The organism is Streptomyces liliifuscus, from assembly GCF_016598615.1.
Taxonomy (GTDB): Bacteria; Actinomycetota; Actinomycetes; order Streptomycetales; family Streptomycetaceae; genus Streptomyces; species Streptomyces liliifuscus.
Genome location: NZ_CP066831.1, coordinates 2,032,796 through 2,048,972, shown reverse-complemented (window position 1 = coordinate 2,048,972; position 16,177 = coordinate 2,032,796). Strand labels below are relative to the sequence as shown.

The following is a 16,177-nucleotide window of genomic DNA, read 5'->3' as shown; positions in this document are numbered from 1 at the left end:
GTTACGGGGTTCCGAATCCCGGCGGGACCCGCGATGAGCGCAAGGCCGCCCGTGCCGAACAGCGCGAGGCGGTGGCCGCCGCGGCCTCGGCGCCCTCGCTCGGCGCGCCACCGGCCACCCGCAAGCCACGCGCGCGTGCCCGACGACAGGCGCCCTCCGCCGCGGTCCAGCCGTGCTCAGTTCTTGCCGATCATGCCCTCCGGGAACGCCCCCGCGGCCATCGCCGCCATGAGCAGCCCCGTGGCCAGCTCGGTGAGGCGCTCGACGCCCGGCGCACCCAGATGCTCGTACGGGGCCACGTCGAGGCGGTCCGTCCGGGTCTCGATCTCCTTGCGCAGGGCGACCCCCGACTCCGTCAACTCGCCCTCGGCGTTGAGCAGTCCGCGCTCCCTGAGCCGGCCCACCGCCGCGTCCCAGTCCTCGCGACCCCAGCCGCGTGTGGCGAGGACCCACCTCGGGGCCATCCCCTTGCCGGTCGCGGTGTGGCTCACCAGCGCCTCCAGGGGGTCGAGTTCCGCGTCGAGCAGCACCGCGAGATGCCCGTCGCCGCGGTGCTCGCGCAGCAGCGTGGCCGCGTGCCACAGCGCGAGATGCGGCTCGTCGGGAACCGGGAGATCAGCGTGCGCGGCATACAGCGGGCGGGCGGTACGGGTGCACGCCTCGGCCGCGCGCAGCGCGAGCTCCGCCGCCTCGGCGACCTCCTTGGACGCGATCATCCCGTCCCCGAGCAGCCGTCGCAGTGTCGCGTCCGCGGCACGCGCGCGTGCCGCGAGCACCACCTCCGGAGAGGCGCTCCGCCACACCTCGGGCACGTGCCGTGCGACCAGGTCATGACGGAAGTTGTAGAACGTCGCCGTCACCGTGCCCGCGCCCACCGGCCCCATGGCCGCGGCACGCACCGCGAAGTACGCGGCCCTGGGGTCCGTGACGCCGACCCCGGCCAGCTGCTCCGCGAGATCGGGCGAGAAGTAGTGGGTCGAGTGCAGGGGATTGAGGACGTTGTGACATCGGCGTCCGGCGCGCTCCGGCAGGGCAGTGGTCATGCCGGGCACGTTACCGACTGGTTGGTACGTGTGGAATGGCGGGGCACGATCGGTTCGGTCGTCCAGCCCTCTGCATGGGCCTTGATGGCAGGAAAGGTGGGATGTTCGTCATTGCGGCCACCCCGCCGGCCGCGAAGAATCGACACATGGCGTACCGAACCGTCCTCGTAGTCCTCTTCGACGGCGTCCAGAGCCTCGACGTCACGGGCCCCGTGGAGGTCTTCACCGGCGCCGACACCTACGCCGGCGAGCCCGGAGCGACCTACCGCATCCACACCGCCTCCCTGGACGGCGCTCCCGTACGCACCTCCAGCGGCCTGACCGTCGTGCCGGACCACGCCCTGGCCGAGGCCCCGGCGCCGCACACCCTGCTGGTTCCCGGAGGCAGGGGCACGCGCGGTCCCGATCCACGGGTGATCGACTGGCTGCGGGAGCACGGCCCGCGCGCCGACCGCCTGGTCTCCGTCTGCACCGGCGCGATCCTGCTCGCGGAGGCGGGCCTCCTGGACGGCCGCCGCGTGACCACCCACTGGGCGTACTGCGACCGGCTCGCCCGCGACCACCCGGCCATCGAGGTCGACCCGGACCCCATCTACGTACGCGACGGCCATGTGGCCACCTCGGCCGGTGTCACCGCCGGGATCGACCTCGCCCTCGCGCTGGTCGAGGAGGACCTCGGCCGGGACGCCGCGCTCAGCGTCGCCCGGTATCTCGTCGTCTTCCTACGGCGCCCGGGGAACCAGGCCCAGTTCAGCGCCCAGCTCTCCGCGCAGACGGCCCGTCGCGAACCGCTCCGCCAGGTCCAGCACTGGATCACCGAGCACCCGGGCGACGACCTGTGCGTCGAGTCGCTGGCGGCCCGCGCCCGCCTGTCGCCCCGCCACTTTGCCCGCGCCTTCCAGTCCGAGACGGGCATGACCCCGGGCCGCTACGTCGACACGGTCCGCCTCGAACACGCCCGCCGCCTCCTGGAGGACACCACGGACGGAGTGGAACAGATCGCCAGGGCAAGCGGCTACGGAACCCCGGAGGCAATGCGCCGAGCCTTCATCAGAACCTTGGGCGCACCTCCGGCGGAGTACCGCCGCCGTTTCCACACGACACAAACCTCGTGATCAGGGCGCCGGCTCACGACCGCCCCGCCAGGGGCGCGGGGAACTGCGCGACCAGCCACATACAACCCGCACGGAACGCACAGACCTCCGCACCCCAAGAAATCGAAAGGCTCGCCATGCAGATCGCCATCGTCCTCTTCGACCGTTTCACCGCCCTGGACGCGGTGGGCCCCTACGAAACCCTGGGCCGCCTCCCCGGCTCAGAAACGGTCTTCGTCGCCGAGCAAGCGGGACCCATCCGCACGGACACCGGCAACCTGGCCATCACCGCCGACAAGACCCTCGCCGAGGTCACGAACCCGGACATCGTCGTGGTCCCCGGCGGCCCCGGCCAGACCCCGCAGATGGACAACGAGGTGCTCCTCGACTGGCTGCGCGCGGCGGACACCACGAGCACCTGGACGACATCCGTGTGCACCGGCTCACTGCTGCTCGCGGCGGCCGGACTCCTTCAGGGCCGCCGCGCGACCTCCCACTGGCTGGCCCTCGACCACCTGAAGAACTTCGGCGCCGAGCCGACCGGCGAGCGGGTCGTGACCGACGGCAAGTACGTCACGGCGGCCGGCGTCTCGTCCGGCATCGACATGGGGCTCACCCTGCTCGGCAGGATCGCGGGCGACGAACAGGCCCAGGCGGTACAGCTGTTGACGGAGTACGACCCGCAGCCGCCCTACGACGCGGGCTCACCGCAGAAGGCCCCGGCCCATCTCGTCGAGCGGTTCCGCGCGGACAGCCGCTTCAGCGTGGCGTAGCCGGAGGCCCGGGCGCGGGCGTGGTCCAGGTGAAGTCGGGCGGCCGGCGCTCCAGGAAGGCGGCGACCCCTTCCGCGGTGTCGCCGCCGTCGCGCGCCTGCCGCGCCCAGTAGGCGTCCCGGTCCGTACGCCCGTCGGCGAACTCCTTCGCCGCGGCCTGCGTCAACTGCGAACGCGATACGAGGATCCGGCTGAACTCCGCGACCCGCTTGTCGAGTTCGCCGCCGGGCAGCACCTCGTCCACCAGACCGGTGCGCAGCGCACGCTCCGCGTCGATCAACTCGCCCGAGAACAAAAGGTACTTGGCGGTGGCGGGCCCCACGAGGGACACCAACCGCCGGGTGGAGGAGGCCGCGTAGACGATTCCCAGCTTCGCCGGAGTGATCCCGAACGACGCCTCCTCGTCCGCGAACCGCAGATCGCACGCCGCCGCGAGCTGACACCCCCCGCCCACGCAGTAGCCGCGTACGGCTGCGAGTGTCGGCTTGGCGAACGAGGCGAGCGCCTCCTCGGCCCGTACGGCCAGCCCCTGTGCCTCGCCCGACGAACCCCGCAGCGAGGAGATGTCGGCCCCGGCGCAGAACGTCCCGCCCTCACCGGTGAGCACGAGCACGCGTACGGCGGGGTCGGCGGCCAGCGTGTCGAGCAGGGGTGGCAGCGCCCGCCACATGTCCGCCGTCATGGCGTTGCGCTTCGCCGGATGGTGGATCACGACGGTGGCGACCCCGTCGGCGACGCTGTGCAGCAGCTGCGGCTCCATACGCCGGATGCTATCCGCCCTCGTCGAACGCACGATCAAGCAGGCATCGGGATCACGCTGCGCTGCCCGGAGCAAACCCGTACAACCCGAAGAGTTCCCGATTCGGCACAGGATGGACAGGACCGGTCCCACAGCTGACGATGTCATGCGCAGGCGATCGGAAATCGCCGATACTCGCTGACTTCTGTTCAGTTATCCGGTACGGACCAGCGCGTTACCAACACTCGACGTGTGGTGACAATCGAGCGCAAGGGTGGCGACCGGACGATGGACGACCAGGGGCGGGGGTCCGGCCCACGCCCCGAAGGCGGAGGGGATGCGCCCCCCGATGTCAGACCGCCGGGGCCGCTGCCGTACGAGGGGGTCTGGCGGTTCACCGCTCCCGCCGTCGACGCCTCGGTACCGCAGGCGCGCCACGCCGTACGTGACCTGCTGGCCCGCCAGGGCGTACCCGTCTCGGACGAACTGGTCCAGGGGCTCCTGCTGATCGTCTCTGAGCTGGTCACCAACGCGGTCCGGCACGCGGCACTGCTCTCCCCGATGCTCGCCGTGGAGATCGCCGTCGGCGCCGAGTGGGTGCGCGTCTCCGTCGAGGACAACCACCCCTACCGCCCGACCGCCCTGGAGGCCGACCACGGCCAGACCGGCGGCCGCGGCCTCCTCCTGGTCCGCGAGGTCACGAGAGAGGCGGGAGGAGTCTGCGACGTGGAACACACGGCGACAGGGGGCAAGGTGATCTGGTCGGCACTGCCTCTCACACCCGCGCCCCTCTAGGGGCGCGGGGAACTGCGCGACAGGCCACAACGGGCCTGCAGCCATATCGGATACGGGCGGTCACCAGCCGGCAGCGGCCCCGGTCAACTCCCGAATCGCCGGCCGGGCAGAATCCAGCACAGTCATGAACCACGCGGAGAACGGATCCTCCGCATGCCGCTCCACAAGCTCCCCCGCGGTCACGAACGCCGTGGATCCCACCTCCTCCGGATCCGGCCGCACAGCGGACTGCACCATCCCCACGAACAGGTGATTGAACTCCTGCTCCACCAGCCCCGACTTCGGATCGGGGTGGTTGTACCGCACAGTCCCCGCCTCGGCGAGCAGCGACGGCGAGACCCCCAGCTCCTCGTACGTCCGCCGCGCGGCCGCCGCGAAGGGCGCCTCGCCGGGATACGGGTGACCGCAGCACGTGTTGGACCAGACACCGGGGGAGTGGTACTTGCCCAGCGCCCGCTGCTGAAGCAGCAGCCGGCCCCGCTCGTCGAAGAGGAAGACGGAGAACGCCCGGTGCAGCTGCCCGGGCGGCTGATGGGCCGTGAGCTTCTCCGCCGTGCCGATCGTGGTGCCGTCCTCGTCTACCAGTTCGAGCAAGATGGCTTCGGCGGTGCCGTTCGACGAACTGTGCGTCGCGGTGGCAGGTGTGATCGGCATACCCATCCTTCGCATCGGTCTTCAAGCCCCAAGTCTGCCGTACGAAACCGGCACTCCCGGCATCACGCGGAGTCCCGCATGTCCGGTTCCGCCCCTCGGCCGAACCGGACATCGCGGCCCGCGCCGGTCGGGCGCCGAAAGCGGCCGGATACCTCATCGTGCCCGGCGCCACCGGGGCGGAACCGTCCGATCAGGTGCCGGCGCCGCTGTCCGCGGCACCCGGAATCCGGGCCGGATGCCGTAACCGGAAGTCGGTACACCGTGCCCCTCGACCGCCCCCGCACGCGCGTGTCGCCTCCGTCACCGGACGTACGCCCGGCCCGTCCCCGCAGCTCAGTGGCAGAGACGCAGCTCGTGCGCCGCATGCCCGTCGGGCTCCAGCTGGAAGGTGCAGTGCTCCACGTCGAAGTGGTCGCCGAGGCAGGTCCGCAGCTCGTGCAGCATCTTCTCGTGACCGATGGTGTCGAGGGCCTCGGATCCCACGACCACGTGCGCGGAGAGCACCGGCAGCCCCGAGGTGATCGTCCAGGCATGCAGATCGTGGACGCCCTCCACACCCGGCAGCGCACGGATGTGCGAGCGCACCGCGGCCATGTCGACGTCCTCGGGCGCCGCCTCCAGGAGCACGTTCAGCGTCTCCCGCAGCAGTTTCCACGTACGAGGAACGATCATCAGGCCGATGACGATCGAGGCGACCGGGTCGGCGGCCTGCCACCCCGTGGTCAGGACGAGGACCGCGGAGACCAGCACCGCCAGCGAGCCCAGCGCGTCCGCGGCCACCTCCAGGAACGCGCCGCGCACGTTCAGACTCTCCTTCTGTCCGCGCATGAGCAGCGACAGCGAGATCATGTTCGCCACCAGACCGATCAGGCCGAACACCGCGGTCAGTCCGCCCTCGGTCTCCGCCGGGGTCACGAAGCGCTGGATCGCCTCGTACAGGACGTACCCGCCCACCCCGAGCAGCAGCACACAGTTCGCGAGCGCGGCGAGGATCTCGGCGCGCGCGTAGCCGAAGGTGCGGTTTCCGGTCGGCGGGCGGCCCGCGAAGTGGATCGCGAGCAGTGCCATGGCGAGGCCGAGCGCGTCCGTCGCCATGTGTGCCGCGTCCGCGACGAGCGCGAGCGAGTTCGCGACGATGCCGCCGACGATCTCGACCACCATGACGGTGAGCGTGATCCACAGCGCGATGCGCAGCCGCCCGCGGTACGCGGCTGCCGCCGTGCCCCCGCCGGCGGCACCGTGCGCATGCCCGTGGCTGTGACCGGCCCCCATGAGAACCACCCTCCGAAATCGCCCCGACGCCCTGTCGGCGATCTCCAGTGAACTACGGGTGGGGGGTATGTGCAACGCGGTACTGAACACCGTTGTCATATGCTCTGACCTGCGGAAACGGTCCGCAGGTCAGAGTGGCGGTCCGGTGGTCCGATGAGGCTTCCGGCGGGTCATCCGGGGTGGTGCAGCCGCCAGCCCTCCCAGGCCGACTCGACCATCTCGCGCACCCCGCGGCGCGCGGTCCACTCCAGCTTCTCGGCGGCCAGCGCGGCCGAGGCGACCGCGCGCGGGGCGTCGCCCGGCCGACGCGGCTCGACGAGTGCCGGACGGCTGTCACCGCTGACCTCGCCGATGAGCGTCACGAGCTCGCGCACCGAAACCCCTTCGCCGCGGCCGATGTTGACCGTCAGATCGCCTGAGCCGCCCGAGCCGCCCGTCGAGGTCAGCCGCCGGGCCGCCGCGAGATGTGCCTCGGCGAGGTCGGAGACATGGATGTAGTCGCGTACGCAGGTGCCGTCCGGCGTCGGATAGTCGTCGCCGAAGATCCGCGGGGCCTCGTCGCGGGTGAGCCGGTCGAAGACCATCGGGACCACGTTGAAGACGCCGGTGTCCGCCAGCTCGGGCGTGGCCGCGCCCGCCACGTTGAAGTAGCGCAGGCACACCGTCGCGATGCCGTGCGCGCGGCCCGCCGCCCGCACCAGCCACTCACCGGCGAGCTTCGTCTCGCCGTAGGGGTTCACCGGGACGCAGGGGGTGTCCTCCGTGATGAGATCCACATCCGGGTTGCCGTAGACGGCGGCGGAGGAGGAGAAGAGGAAGCGCTCGATGCCCGCCCCGGCGACCGCCTCCAGGAGTGTGGCGAGTCCTCCCACGTTCTCCTGGTAGTAGCGCGTGGGCTGGGCCACGGACTCGCCGACCTGCTTGCGCGCGGCCAGATGCACCACACCCGTCACCGCGTGCTCGGCGAGCACCCGCTTCAGCAGTTCCCCGTCCAGCGACGAGCCCTGGACCAGAGGAATGTCGTCGGGCAGCCGCGCGGGAACGCCGGCCGAGAGGTCGTCCAGCGCGATCACGCGCTCCCCGGCCCCGGTCATGGCACGCACCACGTGTGCCCCGATGTATCCAGCTCCGCCTGTGATCAGCCATGTCATGGACGCCAACCCTATGCCGGTCCGCGCACGGCCGGTTCGGTGTGCGGGTCATGAGGAGGGGTACGCGACCCCGTGGGCCGGCACGGGAGCTATGCCGTGAATTGCGGTGGAATCAGCCGTGGTTTGTGGGCCGGGGCCCGGATCCCCGATGATGATCGCGGCGGACGCGGCACAGCAGACCCTGTTGATCGGGCCGTGAACGGCCGGTGAACGGTCCGTTCCCATCATCCGATAGCCTCTGCCGACACGCTGCCCGGCCGTCACCGGCCTGGGGCGCCCCCCACCACGCACATGCCCGGCGTCGGCGTACGCCGGAACCCAGAGGAGTGAGTTCGTCTGTCGACCGCCATCCTCACCGGTCAGCCGGTCCCCGGGTCGTCGCTCGAGAACGATCTCCGGTCGCTCGGCTTCGACGTGCGGGTCGCCACTGACGCGGCCGACGCCGAGACGCTCCTCGCCGCCGTCCCCGCGAACCAGCGGGTCGCCGTCGTCGACGCCCGCTTCGTCGGGCACGTCCACGCGCTGCGGCTCGGCCTGACCGACCCGCGCTTCGACGCCGCCGCCATCCCCGGTGCCGTCACCGCCCGGCCCGCGGCCCGTCCGGCGCTGACCCGCGCGCTGCGCACCGCCTCCGAGGACGCCTCGAACGGCTCGGTGGTGGTCGGCATCCTCGCCGAGCGGATCGCGGACGTCCTCGACACCGACCTGTACCGCCCCGAACTCGGCGAACTCGTCGCCGAGGTCCCGAGGGACCCGCAGGCCCGCAACGAGGCCCGGCAGGCCGTAACCGTCGTGGACGACGAGGCGATCCGGCTGCGTACGGCCGTGAAGTCCCGCGACGGCTTCTTCACGACGTACTGCATCAGCCCGTACTCCCGCTACCTCGCCCGCTGGTGCGCCCGTCGCGGCTTCACGCCGAACCAGGTCACCACGGCCTCGCTGATCACCGCGCTGATCGCGGCGGGCTGCGCGGCGACCGGCACCCGCGCCGGCTTCGGCGCCGCGGGACTGCTGCTCCTCTTCTCCTTCGTCCTCGACTGCACGGACGGCCAGCTCGCCCGCTACTCCCTGCAGTACTCCACGCTCGGCGCCTGGCTCGACGCGACCTTCGACCGAGCCAAGGAGTACGCCTACTACGCGGGCCTCGCCCTCGGCGCGGCCCGCGGCGGCGACGACGTGTGGGCACTCGCCCTCGGCGCGATGGTCCTGCAGACCTGCCGGCACGTCGTCGACTTCTCCTTCAACGAGGCGAACCACGACGCCACCGCCAACACCAGCCCCACCGCGGCCCTTTCCGGCAGGCTCGACAGTGTCGGCTGGACGGTCTGGGTCCGCCGGATGATCGTCCTGCCCATCGGCGAGCGCTGGGCGATGATCGCCGTGCTCACTGCGGTCACGACGCCCCGCATCACCTTCTACGTGCTGCTGATCGGCTGCGCCTTCGCCGCGACGTACACGACCGCGGGCCGGGTGCTCAGGTCCCTGACCCGCAAGGCCCAGCGCACGGACCGGGCGGCCCAGGCCCTGGCCGACCTCGCGGACAGCGGGCCCTTGGCCGAGTTGTTCGTTCGGATCCTGCCGCGCAGCCCCCGTGTCGTGGCACAGCTCCTCGCCGTGGCCGGTGCCGTCGTGATGGTGCTCGCGGCCTGGATCGACGGACCGGGCTGGTCGGTTGTCGTGTGCGCGGTCGTGTACGTCCTGGTGTCGGCGGAAGTCGTCGCGAGCCCTCTCAAGGGCGCTCTCGACTGGCTGGTTCCCCCGCTGTTCCGCGCGGCCGAATACGGGACCGTTCTGGTACTGGCGGCCAAAGCCGATGTGAACGGAGCCCTTCCTGCGGCTTTCGGGCTGGTGGCGGCCGTCGCCTACCATCACTACGACACGGTGTACCGCATCCGCGGCAACGCCGGCGCGCCGCCGCACTGGCTGGTGCGGGCGATCGGCGGGCACGAAGGCAGGACGCTGCTGGTCACCGTCCTGGCCGCGCTGCTCACCGCCACAGATTTCAAGGTCGCGCTCACGGCTCTCGCCGTGGCCGTGGCGCTCGTGGTGCTCGTCGAGAGCATCCGCTTCTGGGTGACCGCCCACAAACTCGGCGCACCCGCCGTACACGATGAAGGAGAACCCGCATGATCGGCCTCGTGCTGGCTGCCGGCGCCGGACGGCGTCTGCGCCCCTACACCGACACCCTGCCCAAGGCACTGGTGCCGGTGGGACCCGAGGGCAACGAGGACAGCATCACCGTGCTCGACCTCACGCTCGGCAACTTCGCCGAGATCGGCCTGACCGAGGTCGCGATCATCGTCGGTTACCGCAAGGAAGCCGTCTACGAGCGTCGCGAGGCGCTGGAGCAGAAGTACGGCGTCAAGATCACCCTGATCGACAACGACAAGGCCGAGGAGTGGAACAACGCCTACTCCCTGTGGTGCGGCCGTGACGCCATCAAGCACTCGGTGATCCTCGCCAACGGCGACACCGTGCACCCGGTCTCCGTCGAGAAGACCCTGCTCGCCGCCCGTGGCGACGGCAAGAAGATCATCCTCGCCCTCGACACGGTGAAGTCCCTCGCCGACGAGGAGATGAAGGTCGTCGTCGGCCCCGAGGGTGGCATGACCAAGATCACCAAGCTGATGGACCCGGCCGAGGCGACCGGTGAGTACATCGGCGTGACCCTTATCGAGGGCGACGCGGCCGACGAGCTGGCCGACGCGCTGAAGACGGTCTTCGAGACCGACCCGCAGCAGTTCTACGAGCACGGCTACCAGGAGCTCGTGAACCGCGGCTTCCGCATCGACGTGGCCCCCATCGGCGACGTCAAGTGGGTCGAGATCGACAACCACGACGACCTCGCCAAGGGACGCGTGATCGCGTGCCAGTACTGACGAGGCTCATCCCCTCGCCGGTCGTCGTCGACATTCGTCCGGGTGCCCTGGACGACCTGGCGAGTGTCCTCGCCGACCAGCGCATCTCGCACTCCGGCAAGCTGGCCGTCGCGATCAGCGGCGGCTCGGGCGCCAAGCTGCGCGACCGGCTGGCCCCGGCGATGCCCGGCGCCGACTGGTTCGAGGTCGGCGGCGGCACCCTGGACGACGCGATCAAGCTCGCCGACGTCATGAAGAAGGGGCACTACGACGCGGTCGTCGGCCTCGGCGGCGGCAAGATCATCGACTGCGCGAAGTTCGCCGCGGCACGCATCGGCCTCCCGCTGGTCGCCGTCGCCACGAACCTCTCGCACGACGGTCTGTGCTCGCCGGTCGCGACCCTCGACAACGACGCGGGCCGCGGTTCCTACGGTGTGCCGAACCCGATCGCGGTCATCATCGACCTCGACGTGATCCGTGAGGCCCCCGTCCGCTTCGTGCGCTCCGGCATCGGCGACGCCCTGTCCAACATCTCCGCGGTCGCGGACTGGGAGCTGGCCAACCGCGAGAAGGGCGAGGCCATCGACGGCCTGGCCGCCGCGATGGCCCGCCAGGCCGGCGAGGCCGTGCTGCGGCACCCGGGCGGGGTCGGCGACGACGCCTTCCTGCAGGTGCTCGCCGAGGGCCTGGTCCTCACCGGCATCTCCATGTCGGTCGCGGGCGACTCCCGCCCCGCGTCCGGCGCCTGCCACGAGATCAACCACGCCTTCGACCTGCTCTTCCCCAAGCGGGCTGCCAGCCACGGCGAGCAGTGCGGCATGGGCGCGGCCTTCGCGATGCACCTGCGCGGGGCCCGTGAGGAGTCCGCGTACATGGCGGAGGTCCTCCACCGCCACGGCCTCCCCGTGCTCCCGGAGGAGATCGGCTTCACCGTGGACGAGTTCGTCCAGGTCGTGGAGTTCGCTCCGTCGACCAGGCCGGGCCGCTACACGATCCTCGAACACCTCGACCTGTCCACCGACCAGATCAGGGACGCATACGCCGACTATGCAAAAGCCATCGGTAGCTGAGCTCCGCCCGGTCGTCCACCCCCCGGGTGTGAAGGACCGGCGGAGCGGCGAGCACTGGGGAGGCCGGCTCTATATGCGCGAGATCTCGCTGCGCATCGACCGGCACCTGGTGAACACCCGGGTCACGCCCAACCAGCTGACCTACGTGATGACCGTCTTCGGCGTGCTCGCCGCCCCGGCCCTGCTGGTGCCGGGCATCCCGGGCGCCCTGCTAGGCGTACTGATGGTCCAGCTGTACCTGCTGTTCGACTGCGTCGACGGCGAGATCGCCCGCTGGCGCAAGCAGTACTCGATGACCGGGGTGTACGTCGACCGCGTCGCCGCCTACCTGTGCGACGCCGCGGTCCTGGTCGGCTTCGGCCTGCGCGCCGCGGACCTGTGGGGCCCTGGGCGGATCGACTGGCTGTGGGCCTTCCTCGGCACCCTGGCCGCCCTCGGCGCCGTTCTGATCAAGTCCGAGACGGACCTCGTCGGGGTCGCCCGGCACCAGACCGGCAAGGAGCCGGTCCAGGAGTCGGCCTCCGAGCCACGCTCCTCCGGCATGGCGCTGGCCCGCCGGGCCGCGGGCGCGCTGAAGTTCCACCGGCTCGTCCTCGGCATCGAGGCCTCCCTGCTGATCCTGGTCCTCGCGGTCCTGGACACGGTCCGGGACGACCTGTTCTTCTCGCGGCTCGGCGTCGCGGTCCTGGCCGGCATCGCGCTGCTGCAGACCGTGCTGCACCTGGTGTCCATCCTGGCTTCGAGCAGGCTGAAGTGAGCACGTCCATGAAGGTCGGCGCGGTGATCATCACCATGGGCAACCGCCCCGACGAACTCCGTGCCCTCCTCGACTCGGTCGCCAAGCAGGACGGCGACCCGGTCGAGGTGGTCGTGGTCGGCAACGGCTCGCCCGTACCGGACGTCCCCGCGGGCGTACGGACGGTCGAGCTGGCCGAGAACCTCGGTATCCCCGGCGGCCGCAACGTCGGTATCGAGGCGTTCGGCCCCGGCGGCACCGAGGTGGACGTCCTTCTCTTCCTGGACGACGACGGCCTTCTCGCGAACCACGACACCGCGGAGCTCTGCCGGCAGGCCTTCGGCGCCGACCCGGAGCTCGGCATCATCAGCTTCCGCATCGCCGACCCCGAGACCGGGGTCACCCAGCGCCGTCACGTGCCCCGGCTGCGCGCCTCCGACCCGATGCGCAACTCGCGCGTCACCACCTTCCTCGGCGGCGCCAACGCCGTCCGTACGAAGGTGCTCGCGCAGGTCGGCGGACTGCCCGACGAGTTCTTCTACGCCCACGAGGAGACCGACCTCGCCTGGCGTGCCCTCGACGCGGGCTGGATGATCGACTACCGCTCGGACATGGTGCTGTACCACCCCACGACCGCGCCCTCGCGGCACGCGATCTACCACCGGATGGTCGCCCGCAACCGTGTCTGGCTGGCCCGTCGTAATCTGCCCGCGCCGCTGGTTCCCATATATCTCGGCGTGTGGATGCTGCTGACCCTCGCCCGTCGCCCCTCCCGCCCCGCGCTGAGAGCCTGGTTCGGTGGTTTCAAGGAGGGCTGGACCAGTCCGTGCGGCCCCCGGCGCCCCATGAAGTGGCGTACGGTATGGCGCCTGACCAGACTGGGCCGGCCACCCGTCATCTGACAAGCTCGAAATCTGAGAGCATTCGGGCCGTACCCCGGTCCCTGGCTTTGGCCTACGCCCGACCAGGCTGCGTATCTTGAGGACGAAAGTTTCCACTTGTGAGTGAGACAACGCATGACGGTGGTGTCGCGGTGAGCGCTCCTCCGTCGCCCGATGAAGGGCTCTCCGCGGCGGACCTCGCCGCCAAGTACGGGCTTGCCGTCAGCGGCGCCCGGCCCGGACTCGTCGAGTACGTCCGCCAGCTCTGGGGACGGCGTCACTTCATCCTTGCCTTCTCGCAGGCGAAGCTGACCGCCCAGTACAGCCAGGCCAAGCTCGGCCAGCTCTGGCAGGTGGCCACACCGCTGCTGAACGCGGCCGTGTACTTCCTGATCTTCGGCCTGATCCTGGGTGCCGACCGCGGTATGCCCCAGGAGGTCTACATCCCGTTCCTGGTGACGGGCGTGTTCGTCTTCACCTTCACCCAGAGCTCGGTGATGGCGGGCGTCCGCGCGATCTCCGGGAACCTCGGTCTGGTCAGGGCGCTGCACTTCCCCCGCGCCGCGCTGCCGATCTCGTTCTCGCTGCAGCAGCTCCAGCAGCTGCTCTTCTCGATGATCGTGCTGTTCGTCGTGGCGGTCGGCTTCGGCAGCTACCCGGGCCTGTCCTGGCTCCTGATCGTCCCGGTGCTCGCCCTGCAGTTCCTCTTCAACACCGGCCTGGCGATGATCATGGCCCGGATGGGCGCCAAGACCCCGGACCTCGCCCAGCTCATGCCGTTCGTGATGCGTACGTGGATGTACGCGTCCGGCGTGATGTTCTCGATCCCCGTGATGCTGGAGAAGCACCCCGCCTGGATCGCCGACATCCTCCAGTGGAACCCGGCCGCCATCTACATGGACCTGATGCGCTTCGCGCTGATCGACGGCTACGGTTCCGAGAACCTGCCCCCGCACGTGTGGGCGGTCTCGGCCGGCTGGGCCCTCCTCGTCGCCGTCGGCGGATTCGTGTACTTCTGGAAGGCTGAGGAGCGCTACGGCCGTGGCTGAGGAAAACACCGGGGGCCAGATCCCCACCGTCATCGCGGACGAGTTGCACATCGTCTACCGGGTCAACGGCGCCAAGACCGGCAAGGGCAGCGCCACCGCGGCCCTCAGCCGCATAATCAAGCGCGGCGAGGACCGGGGCGTCCGCAAGGTGCACGCCGTCCGGGGTGTCTCCTTCAACGCCTACCGCGGTGAGGCCATCGGCCTGATCGGCTCCAACGGCTCCGGCAAGTCCACCCTCCTTCGGGCCATCGCGGGACTGCTCCCCGCCGAGAAGGGGCACGTCTACACCGACGGCCAGCCCTCGCTCCTCGGCGTCAACGCGGCCCTGATGAACGACCTGACGGGCGAGCGCAACGTCATCCTCGGCGGGCTCGCCATGGGTATGTCCCGCGAGCAGGTCAGGGAGCGCTACCAGTCCATCGTCGACTTCTCGGGCATCAACGAGAAGGGCGACTTCATCACCCTGCCGATGCGCACCTACTCCTCGGGCATGGCCGCCCGTCTGCGCTTCTCCATCGCGGCGGCCAAGGACCACGACGTCCTGATGATCGACGAGGCCCTGGCGACCGGCGACCGCTCCTTCCAGAAGCGCTCCGAGGCCCGGATCCGCGAGCTGCGCAAGAGCGCGGGCACGGTCTTCCTCGTCAGCCACAACAACAAGTCGATCCGTGACACGTGCGACCGCGTCCTGTGGCTGGAGCGCGGCGAGCTGCGCCTGGACGGCCCGACCGACGAGGTCATCAAGGAGTACGAGAAGTTCACGGGCAAGTAGCCCGAATCGCTCAGGGCCCCGTCGGAACGTTCCGGCGGGGCCCTGCGTCTGCAAAGGAAACGCCAACTCTGGGCGTCCTTAGGAATCTTGACGCCAATCGGTGTGTTGTTGTGATGTGCAGGACACCCCGACGAGGCATGTCGGGTTGTACAACGTAAGCTGTACCGGTGCTGATTCGCGGCAAGTAGGGCGATAATGCGCGACACCCGGCATAGGGTCTGCTGCGCGGACGTCCGGGCGGCGTGTCCGAAATAGTCTGTATTGGGTCGGCAGTGTAGAACGGGAGATGTGACGGCAATGGCTACGGAAACTCTCCAGCTCAGCTGCGCGTGTGCCGTCTGTGCGTGTGCCGTTCCCGGCCCAGGCAGTGAGCGGTGACGCCAGCCGGGACGGCGCGCGCCGGTGACCCGGAGCGCAGCACCCTGGACAAGGCCGCGGACGAGAACTTCCCCGTGGCGCCGTTCTTCCTGCCCCGGGCCTGGCGCGCCGACCTGATGGCCGTGTACGGCTTCGCCCGCCTGGTCGACGACATCGGCGACGGCGACCTGGCCCCCGGTGGTGCCGACGCCCGCCTCCTGGGCGTGTCCCCCGAGGAGGCCGACGACCGGCTGCTTCTCCTCGACGCCTTCGAGGCCGACCTCCGCAGGGTCTTCGACGCGACCCCGAGCCACCCGCTCCTGCGCCGCCTCCAGCCGACGGTCCGCCGCGCCGGGCTGACCCCCGAGCCCTTCCTCGGCCTGATCGCGGCGAACCGCCAGGACCAGCTCGTCAAGCGGTACGAGACCTACGACGACCTCGTCGCCTACTGCGAACTGTCCGCGAACCCGGTCGGCCGTCTGGTCCTCTCGGTCACCGGCACCTCGACCCCCGAGCGGGTCCGCCGCTCCGACGCAGTCTGCACGGCACTGCAGATCGTCGAGCACCTCCAGGACGTGGCCGAGGACCTGGGCCGCGACCGTATCTATCTGCCCGCCGAGGACATGAAGCGCTTCCATGTCCAGGAGGCGGATCTCGCCACGGCCACGGCAGGCGCATCGGTGCGCGCACTGGTTGCATACGAAGCAGAACGCGCCCGGAACCTCCTGAATGAAGGCACCCCCCTCGTGGGTAGCGTCCACGGCAGGCTGAGGCTGCTGCTCGCGGGCTTCGTTGCAGGAGGAAGGGCGGCAATCCGTGCGATTGCCGCCGCCGAATACGACGTACTTTCCGGCCCGCCCAAGCCCGGCAAGATCCAGTTGCTGCGCGAGGTGGGAGTGACTCTGCGAGGAGAGGGGTGATCCGGACCGTGGA

The 16,177-nt window shown here is 70.3% G+C and carries 16 protein-coding genes; 11 read left to right on the top strand and 5 right to left on the bottom strand.

The window, feature by feature from the left end; all coding sequences use genetic code 11:
• Positions 1-176: 176 nt before the first annotated feature.
• Complete coding sequence (locus JEQ17_RS08790) at positions 177-1,043, bottom strand: SCO6745 family protein (RefSeq protein ID WP_200394699.1); 867 nt, start codon at positions 1,041-1,043, stop codon at positions 177-179.
• A gap of 146 nt (positions 1,044-1,189) precedes the next feature.
• Between JEQ17_RS08790 and JEQ17_RS08785 the strand changes: the two genes are divergently transcribed.
• Together JEQ17_RS08785 and JEQ17_RS08780 are read left to right on the top strand one after the other, a co-directional pair.
• Positions 1,190-2,158: a GlxA family transcriptional regulator gene (locus JEQ17_RS08785; RefSeq protein WP_200394698.1), complete on the top strand. Its 969-nt coding sequence runs from the start codon at positions 1,190-1,192 to the stop codon at positions 2,156-2,158.
• A gap of 116 nt (positions 2,159-2,274) precedes the next feature.
• On the top strand, positions 2,275-2,910 hold the full coding sequence (locus JEQ17_RS08780; protein WP_200394697.1) for a DJ-1/PfpI family protein: 636 nt from the start codon (positions 2,275-2,277) through the stop codon (positions 2,908-2,910).
• Here JEQ17_RS08780 and JEQ17_RS08775 read toward each other — a convergent pair.
• The gene (locus JEQ17_RS08775; RefSeq protein WP_200394696.1) at positions 2,897-3,670 is read right to left on the bottom strand and encodes an enoyl-CoA hydratase/isomerase family protein; all 774 of its coding nucleotides are present in this window, start codon (positions 3,668-3,670) and stop codon (positions 2,897-2,899) included. The genes JEQ17_RS08780 and JEQ17_RS08775 overlap by 14 nt on opposite strands.
• 267 nt (positions 3,671-3,937) lie before the next feature.
• On the opposite strand from JEQ17_RS08775, the gene JEQ17_RS08770 reads away from it, so the two are divergent.
• Positions 3,938-4,444 carry an ATP-binding protein gene (locus JEQ17_RS08770; RefSeq protein ID WP_200401387.1) on the top strand — a complete coding sequence of 169 codons (507 nt, stop codon included), beginning with the start codon at positions 3,938-3,940 and terminating at the stop codon, positions 4,442-4,444.
• Positions 4,445-4,504: 60 nt separating this feature from the next.
• On the opposite strand, the gene idi is transcribed toward JEQ17_RS08770, so the two are convergent.
• From idi to galE, 3 genes are all read right to left on the bottom strand, one after another.
• Positions 4,505-5,098, bottom strand: coding sequence for an isopentenyl-diphosphate Delta-isomerase (gene idi, locus JEQ17_RS08765; RefSeq protein ID WP_200394695.1), 594 nt, complete (start codon positions 5,096-5,098; stop codon positions 4,505-4,507).
• Between the two features lie 333 nt (positions 5,099-5,431).
• The gene (locus JEQ17_RS08760) at positions 5,432-6,370 is read right to left on the bottom strand and encodes a cation diffusion facilitator family transporter (protein ID WP_200394694.1); all 939 of its coding nucleotides are present in this window, start codon (positions 6,368-6,370) and stop codon (positions 5,432-5,434) included.
• 170 nt (positions 6,371-6,540) lie between these two features.
• Positions 6,541-7,521, bottom strand: a complete 981-nt coding sequence (gene galE, locus JEQ17_RS08755; RefSeq protein WP_200394693.1) for a UDP-glucose 4-epimerase GalE — start codon at positions 7,519-7,521, stop codon at positions 6,541-6,543.
• Positions 7,522-7,857: 336 nt separating this feature from the next.
• Between galE and JEQ17_RS08750 the strand changes: the two genes are divergently transcribed.
• The 8 genes from JEQ17_RS08750 to hpnC all read left to right on the top strand — a co-directional run bounded on the left by JEQ17_RS08750 (position 7,858) and on the right by hpnC (position 16,164).
• Positions 7,858-9,651 (top strand): DUF5941 domain-containing protein, encoded by a 1,794-nt coding sequence (locus tag JEQ17_RS08750; RefSeq protein WP_200401386.1) that lies wholly within the window; start codon positions 7,858-7,860, stop codon positions 9,649-9,651.
• Positions 9,648-10,400: a phosphocholine cytidylyltransferase family protein gene (locus JEQ17_RS08745; RefSeq protein WP_200394692.1), complete on the top strand. Its 753-nt coding sequence runs from the start codon at positions 9,648-9,650 to the stop codon at positions 10,398-10,400. The genes JEQ17_RS08750 and JEQ17_RS08745 overlap by 4 nt, the downstream gene beginning before the upstream one ends.
• Positions 10,388-11,449, top strand: a complete 1,062-nt coding sequence (locus JEQ17_RS08740) for an iron-containing alcohol dehydrogenase family protein (RefSeq protein ID WP_200394691.1) — start codon at positions 10,388-10,390, stop codon at positions 11,447-11,449. The genes JEQ17_RS08745 and JEQ17_RS08740 overlap by 13 nt, the downstream gene beginning before the upstream one ends.
• Positions 11,427-12,206 carry a CDP-alcohol phosphatidyltransferase family protein gene (locus JEQ17_RS08735; RefSeq protein ID WP_200394690.1) on the top strand — a complete coding sequence of 260 codons (780 nt, stop codon included), beginning with the start codon at positions 11,427-11,429 and terminating at the stop codon, positions 12,204-12,206. Before JEQ17_RS08740 ends, JEQ17_RS08735 begins: the two co-directional genes overlap by 23 nt.
• Positions 12,203-13,087 carry a glycosyltransferase family 2 protein gene (locus JEQ17_RS08730; RefSeq protein ID WP_200394689.1) on the top strand — a complete coding sequence of 295 codons (885 nt, stop codon included), beginning with the start codon at positions 12,203-12,205 and terminating at the stop codon, positions 13,085-13,087. The genes JEQ17_RS08735 and JEQ17_RS08730 overlap by 4 nt, the downstream gene beginning before the upstream one ends.
• A gap of 98 nt (positions 13,088-13,185) precedes the next feature.
• Positions 13,186-14,115: an ABC transporter permease gene (locus tag JEQ17_RS08725; RefSeq protein WP_055616163.1), complete on the top strand. Its 930-nt coding sequence runs from the start codon at positions 13,186-13,188 to the stop codon at positions 14,113-14,115.
• A complete protein-coding gene (locus JEQ17_RS08720; protein WP_200394688.1) occupies positions 14,108-14,887 on the top strand; it encodes an ABC transporter ATP-binding protein in 780 nt (259 codons plus the stop codon). The genes JEQ17_RS08725 and JEQ17_RS08720 overlap by 8 nt, the downstream gene beginning before the upstream one ends.
• A 374-nt stretch (positions 14,888-15,261) precedes the next feature.
• The gene (hpnC, locus tag JEQ17_RS08715) at positions 15,262-16,164 is read left to right on the top strand and encodes a squalene synthase HpnC (protein ID WP_200394687.1); all 903 of its coding nucleotides are present in this window, start codon (positions 15,262-15,264) and stop codon (positions 16,162-16,164) included.
• The last annotated feature ends 13 nt before the right edge of the window (positions 16,165-16,177 follow it).

What these genes read in the sequence shown, in the direction of transcription:
- JEQ17_RS08790 (WP_200394699.1), bottom strand. Translation starts at nt 1,043, where the DNA reads ATGACCACTGCCCTGCCGGAGCGCGCCGGACGCCGATGTCACAACGTC.
- JEQ17_RS08785 (WP_200394698.1), top strand. Translation starts at nt 1,190, where the DNA reads ATGGCGTACCGAACCGTCCTCGTAGTCCTCTTCGACGGCGTCCAGAGC.
- JEQ17_RS08780 (WP_200394697.1), top strand. Translation starts at nt 2,275, where the DNA reads ATGCAGATCGCCATCGTCCTCTTCGACCGTTTCACCGCCCTGGACGCG.
- JEQ17_RS08775 (WP_200394696.1), bottom strand. Translation starts at nt 3,670, where the DNA reads ATGGAGCCGCAGCTGCTGCACAGCGTCGCCGACGGGGTCGCCACCGTC.
- JEQ17_RS08770 (WP_200401387.1), top strand. Translation starts at nt 3,938, where the DNA reads ATGGACGACCAGGGGCGGGGGTCCGGCCCACGCCCCGAAGGCGGAGGG.
- idi (WP_200394695.1), bottom strand. Translation starts at nt 5,098, where the DNA reads ATGCCGATCACACCTGCCACCGCGACGCACAGTTCGTCGAACGGCACC.
- JEQ17_RS08760 (WP_200394694.1), bottom strand. Translation starts at nt 6,370, where the DNA reads ATGGGGGCCGGTCACAGCCACGGGCATGCGCACGGTGCCGCCGGCGGG.
- galE (WP_200394693.1), bottom strand. Translation starts at nt 7,521, where the DNA reads ATGACATGGCTGATCACAGGCGGAGCTGGATACATCGGGGCACACGTG.
- JEQ17_RS08745 (WP_200394692.1), top strand. Translation starts at nt 9,648, where the DNA reads ATGATCGGCCTCGTGCTGGCTGCCGGCGCCGGACGGCGTCTGCGCCCC.
- JEQ17_RS08735 (WP_200394690.1), top strand. Translation starts at nt 11,427, where the DNA reads ATGCAAAAGCCATCGGTAGCTGAGCTCCGCCCGGTCGTCCACCCCCCG.